The organism is Micromonospora sp. ABR4_055 (genome assembly GCF_056160425.1).
In genome coordinates this window covers 1-4,449 of the sequence record NZ_JBSWXD010000270.1, presented here as the reverse complement: position 1 = coordinate 4,449, position 4,449 = coordinate 1, and the positions used below count along the sequence as shown (strand labels likewise).

Below are 4,449 nucleotides of genomic sequence, written 5' to 3'. Positions count from 1 at the left end.
AGGTTGGGAGAGTCCGAGAACAGAAATGGTGGAAATATGGAAGGAGACGGGGGGAGAAGGGGGGGGAAAAAAAAGAGGGGGGGCCGCTTCGTCGCCCCTGGGGGCGGCGGCACCGATGCCGTCGGACAGCGACGGGCCGGGGCCGGCCGCAGGACGCTGCCGGACCCCGACTCCGTCGGTCATGTGTTCTCCCTACCGGTTGGGTGGGCTCGCCGACTCAGAGCGCGTCGAGACCACGCTCGCCGGTGCGGACCCGGATGACGTCCTCAACGGCCGTCACCCAGACCTTCCCGTCGCCGATCTTTCCGGTGCGGGCCGCCGTGACGACCGCGTCGACGACCTTCTCGACGTCGATCTCGTCGGTCAGCACCTCGATCCGGATCTTCGGCAGGAACTCGACGGTGTACTCGGCACCCCGGTACACCTCGGTGTGGCCCTTCTGGCGTCCGTACCCCTGGACCTCGCTCACGGTCAGGCCGGCGACGCCGAGGGCGTGCAGGGCCTCCTTGACCGCGTCGAGCTGGTACGGCTTGATGACCGCGGTCACCAGCTTCATGTCTAACCCCTCCATCAGGGAACGTTAACCGGCGACCTTCTCGCTGACCGGTGCGGACTCGCCCGAACCGGCGGGCGCCTTCCCGATGCCGGCGGCGGCGAAGCCGCCACCCGAGGCGCTACCGAACTCGTAGGCACTCTCCGCGTGCTCGGCGGTGTCGATGCCCTCGACCTCGGCGTCGGCGCTGGCCCGGAAGCCGATGGTCTTGTCGATCGCGAAGCCGATGATGTAGGCGACGACGAATGAGTAGACCAGCACCGCGACCACACCGAGCGCCTGCAGACCGAGCAGGTCGATGCCACCGCCGTAGATGAGTCCGGCGTTGCCCTCTCCGGCCAGCACCTCGACGGCCAGGAAGCCGATCAGCAGCGAGCCGATGATGCCGCCGATCATGTGCACGGCGACCACGTCAAGCGAGTCGTCGTACCCGAGCTTGTACTTGAGGCCGACCGCCAGGGCGCAGACCACACCGGCGATGATGCCGAGCGCGATCGCCCCGAGCGGCTCCAGGAAGGCACAGGCCGGGGTGATGGCGACCAGACCGGCGATGGCACCGGAGGCGGCGCCGAGGGTGGTCGGCTTGCCGTCGCGGAACCACTCGACGACGATCCAGCCCAGCACGGCGGCCGCGGTGGCCACCTGGGTGTTGATGAAGGCGACCGCGGCGGCACCGTCGGCGGCGACCGCCGAGCCGGCGTTGAAGCCGAACCAGCCGAACCACAGCAGGCCGGCGCCGAGCAGGACCATCGGCAGGTTGTGCGGCTTGAACTTGTCCTTCGGCCAGCCGACCCGCTTGCCGAGCACCAGGGCCAGCGCGAGTGCCGCAGCACCGGCGTTGATGTGCACCGCGGTACCACCGGCGAAGTCGAGGACGCCGAGCTCGAAGATCCAGCCACCGCCCCACACCCAGTGCGCGACCGGGAAGTAGACCAGGGTGGCCCACAGGCCGGCGAAGAGCAGCCAGGCGCCGAACTTCGCCCGGTCCGCGATCGCACCGCTGATCAGTGCGACGGTGATGATCGCGAACATCATCTGGAAGACGGCGAACAGCAGGTCCGGGATGCCGCCCTCGGAGCCCGACTCGAGCATGCCGCGCAGGCCGGCCATGGAGAGGTCACCGGTGACGCCGCCGACGTCCTCACCGAAGGCGATGCTGTAGCCGTAGAAGACCCACAGCAGGCTGACCAGGCCGATCGCGCCGAAGCTCATCATCATCATGTTGAGCACGGACTTGGACCGCGTCATGCCACCATAGAACAGCGCCAATCCGGGCGTCATGAGCAACACCAGGGCGGCTGAAGTCAAAATCCAGGCGGTGGCACCAGAATCTAGTTCCGGCACGCTGCCTCCTCTCAGTTGGAAACATAACCGGCTCCAAGAGGCAGCATCGCCCGCTCGCCGGTTGCGCGAAGCTTGCTGGGCAGCTGTTTCACGCAGGGTGCCCGTGCCGTTTCCAACACGTGACGGGTTGTTTCCAACATGTGAAGAACACTTCACTATCGCCAGATCAGGCAGGGTCATATCAACCGAATAGCCACCGCCTACTGTCCGGAAGGCGACAGAACTCGTCACCCGTACCCGGACCGCTGCCGCCCCGGGCCGCGACCGGTCAGCGCAACTGGTACTCGCCGCCCGTCAGCGCAGCGCGTACTCCAGGATGTGCCGTTCGTAGTCAAGCAGCCGCAGATCCCGCATCGGCCGACGAAGATGACCTTTGTGCACGATCCGGACAAACGCCGGATCTCCGGCGGCGGCCATCCGACGAATTCCCTCCACGTGGTCGACGACCCGCTTGCGGATGGTCCGGACCAGCCGGTGCCGGTCGCGGGGGATCAGCCCGTACGCGTCGGCGAACAGCCGCAGCCTGCGCGGCCGGTCCGGGTGCCGCCAACCCAGCGTGTAGGAGTCCCGGTCGGAGAAGAGCGGCACCCAGGTCCACGCGGCGTACGCGACGTCGTAGATCCGCGCCCCCGGCGACGCCAGGTCGAAGTCGATCAGGGCGAGAGTACCGTCCGGACGCCAGATCACGTTGTGCGGGGCCGCGTCGTGGTGGCAGATCACCTCGGTGTCCGGCGGCGGCGGGCCGAACGAACGCCAGACCGCGCTACGCGGCGGATTGAACCCGTACTGGGCGTCGTGGAACATCCGCAACATCGTCGCGACGGTGACCAGCGCCTCGTCGCTGACCCAGTGCGGCGCCAGCGGATACTCGCCGCACTCCCCCTCGACGTAGGAGAGGACCTCACGGTTGCGTTCGTCCATGCCGAGGACCCGGGGCGAGCCGGTGAACCCGACGTACTCCAGATGCCGCAGCAGCGCGTGCACCGAGGGCGTCCACGGGCCGACGTTGCGCCGGACGGTGTCTCCGACCCGCACCACGGTGCTGACGTTGCCGCCACGCAGTGGGATCTCCTGCTGGGTCACGTACGGTCTCCCGAGACGTGGCTCCTGATTGCGGTACGTCACCCGAGGCTACGCATCCATTCCACGTGGATCGGCGCCCATCAGGGCGTCGACGAACTGCGCCGGATCGAACGGGGCGAGGTCGTCCGGACCTTCGCCGAGACCGACCAGTTTGACCGGAATGCCAAGTTTGCGCTGCACCGCGATGACGATACCGCCCTTGGCGGTGCCGTCGAGTTTGGTCAGCACCACCCCGGTCACCTCCACCGCCTCAGTGAACACCCGGGCCTGCTCCAACCCATTCTGCCCGGTGGTGGCATCCAGCACGAGCAGTGTCTCGTGCACCGGACCATGCTTGCTCACCACCCGCTTGACCTTGCCGAGCTCGTCCATCAGGCCGATCTTGTTCTGCAACCGGCCGGCGGTGTCGATCAGCACCGCGTCGACCTTGGTGTCGATGCCCCGCTTCACCGCGTCGAAGGCGACGCTGGCCGGGTCCGCACCCTCCGGGCCGCGGACCACCTCGGCGCCGACCCGAGAGGCCCAGGTGGTCAACTGGTCGGCGGCGGCGGCGCGGAACGTGTCGGCGGCGCCCAGCAGCACGGTACGGCCATCGGCGACCAGCACCCGGGCGATCTTGCCGCAGGTGGTGGTCTTGCCTGCCCCGTTGACCCCGACGACCAGCATCACGCTCGGCTCGCCGCCCGTGTTCAACGCCCGGTCGAGCTGCGGGTCCAGCGCGGCGACCAGCTCCTCGGTGAGCAGCGTACGCAGTTCGGTGGCACTGCGGGTGCCGAGGACCCGGGTACGCTCCCGCAGCCGGTCGACGATCTCCCGGGTCGGCTCGATGCCGACGTCCGCGGTGATCAGGCTCTCCTCGATCTCCTCCCAGACCTCCTCGTCCAGCCGGTCCCGGGAGAGCAGGTTCAGCAGTCCCTTGCCGAGCAGGCCCTGCGACCGGGACAGCCGGGTCCGCAGCCGGACCAGCCGCCCGGCCGTGGGCTCCGGACGTTCCAGGGTCGGTGGCGCCGGCGCCACCGGCTCCGCAGGCGCCTGCTCCGGTTCGGCCGGTGGCGCGACCGGACGTTCCTCGACGGCGACGCCGGCCGGACGCTCGCCGTCGGCTGGTGGGCGCTCCTGCGGCTGCTCGCCGCCGAGCGGGGTCGGCGGTGCCGGCGGCAGCGGAGGCTGCCGGCGCATCCGGGGCACCACCAGCCCGAGACCGGCGAGCAGCAGCACACCGAGCAGGATCGCGGCGAGGACGAGGTAATCCATGCGGAAATCCTGACAGATGGCCGCGACCGAGTCCCGCCCACCGCACCCATCGGTGACACCCACCCCCCGGTACAGTGTCGGGGGGGGGGGGGGGGGGAAAAAGGGAAAGGGGGGGGGAGGGGGGGGGGGGGAGAGGCAACGCGGAGGGGAGGGATAGGGAGGGTGGCGGGCGAAGGCGAAAGAAACAAAGGGGGACGAGCCGTCAGTTAAAGACA

Annotated in this window: 4 protein-coding genes and 1 pseudogene; all 5 read right to left on the bottom strand. The window is 68.9% G+C overall.

What is annotated here, in order from left to right:
• A pseudogene (locus tag ACXAHD_RS31540) lies at positions 1 to 183 on the bottom strand (hypothetical protein); the annotation flags it as partial.
• A gap of 34 nt (positions 184 to 217) precedes the next feature.
• On the bottom strand, positions 218 to 556 hold the full coding sequence (locus ACXAHD_RS31535; RefSeq protein WP_199757473.1) for a P-II family nitrogen regulator: 339 nt from the start codon (positions 554 to 556) through the stop codon (positions 218 to 220).
• Positions 557 to 580: 24 nt separating this feature from the next.
• Complete coding sequence (locus ACXAHD_RS31530) at positions 581 to 1,834, bottom strand: ammonium transporter (protein ID WP_281553875.1); 1,254 nt, start codon at positions 1,832 to 1,834, stop codon at positions 581 to 583.
• Positions 1,835 to 2,191: 357 nt separating this feature from the next.
• On the bottom strand, positions 2,192 to 3,022 hold the full coding sequence (locus ACXAHD_RS31525; protein ID WP_281553874.1) for a phosphotransferase: 831 nt from the start codon (positions 3,020 to 3,022) through the stop codon (positions 2,192 to 2,194).
• Positions 3,023 to 3,028: 6 nt separating this feature from the next.
• Positions 3,029 to 4,234 carry a signal recognition particle-docking protein FtsY gene (gene ftsY / locus ACXAHD_RS31520; RefSeq protein ID WP_281553873.1) on the bottom strand — a complete coding sequence of 402 codons (1,206 nt, stop codon included), beginning with the start codon at positions 4,232 to 4,234 and terminating at the stop codon, positions 3,029 to 3,031.
• Positions 4,235 to 4,449: the final 215 nt, after the last annotated feature.

Bases quoted from the DNA above. Each gene is read 5' to 3' on its own strand.
- ACXAHD_RS31535 (WP_199757473.1), bottom strand. From the start codon at position 556: ATGAAGCTGGTGACCGCGGTCATCAAGCCGTACCAGCTCGACGCGGTC.
- ACXAHD_RS31530 (WP_281553875.1), bottom strand. From the start codon at position 1,834: ATGACGCCCGGATTGGCGCTGTTCTATGGTGGCATGACGCGGTCCAAG.
- ftsY (WP_281553873.1), bottom strand. From the start codon at position 4,234: ATGGATTACCTCGTCCTCGCCGCGATCCTGCTCGGTGTGCTGCTGCTC.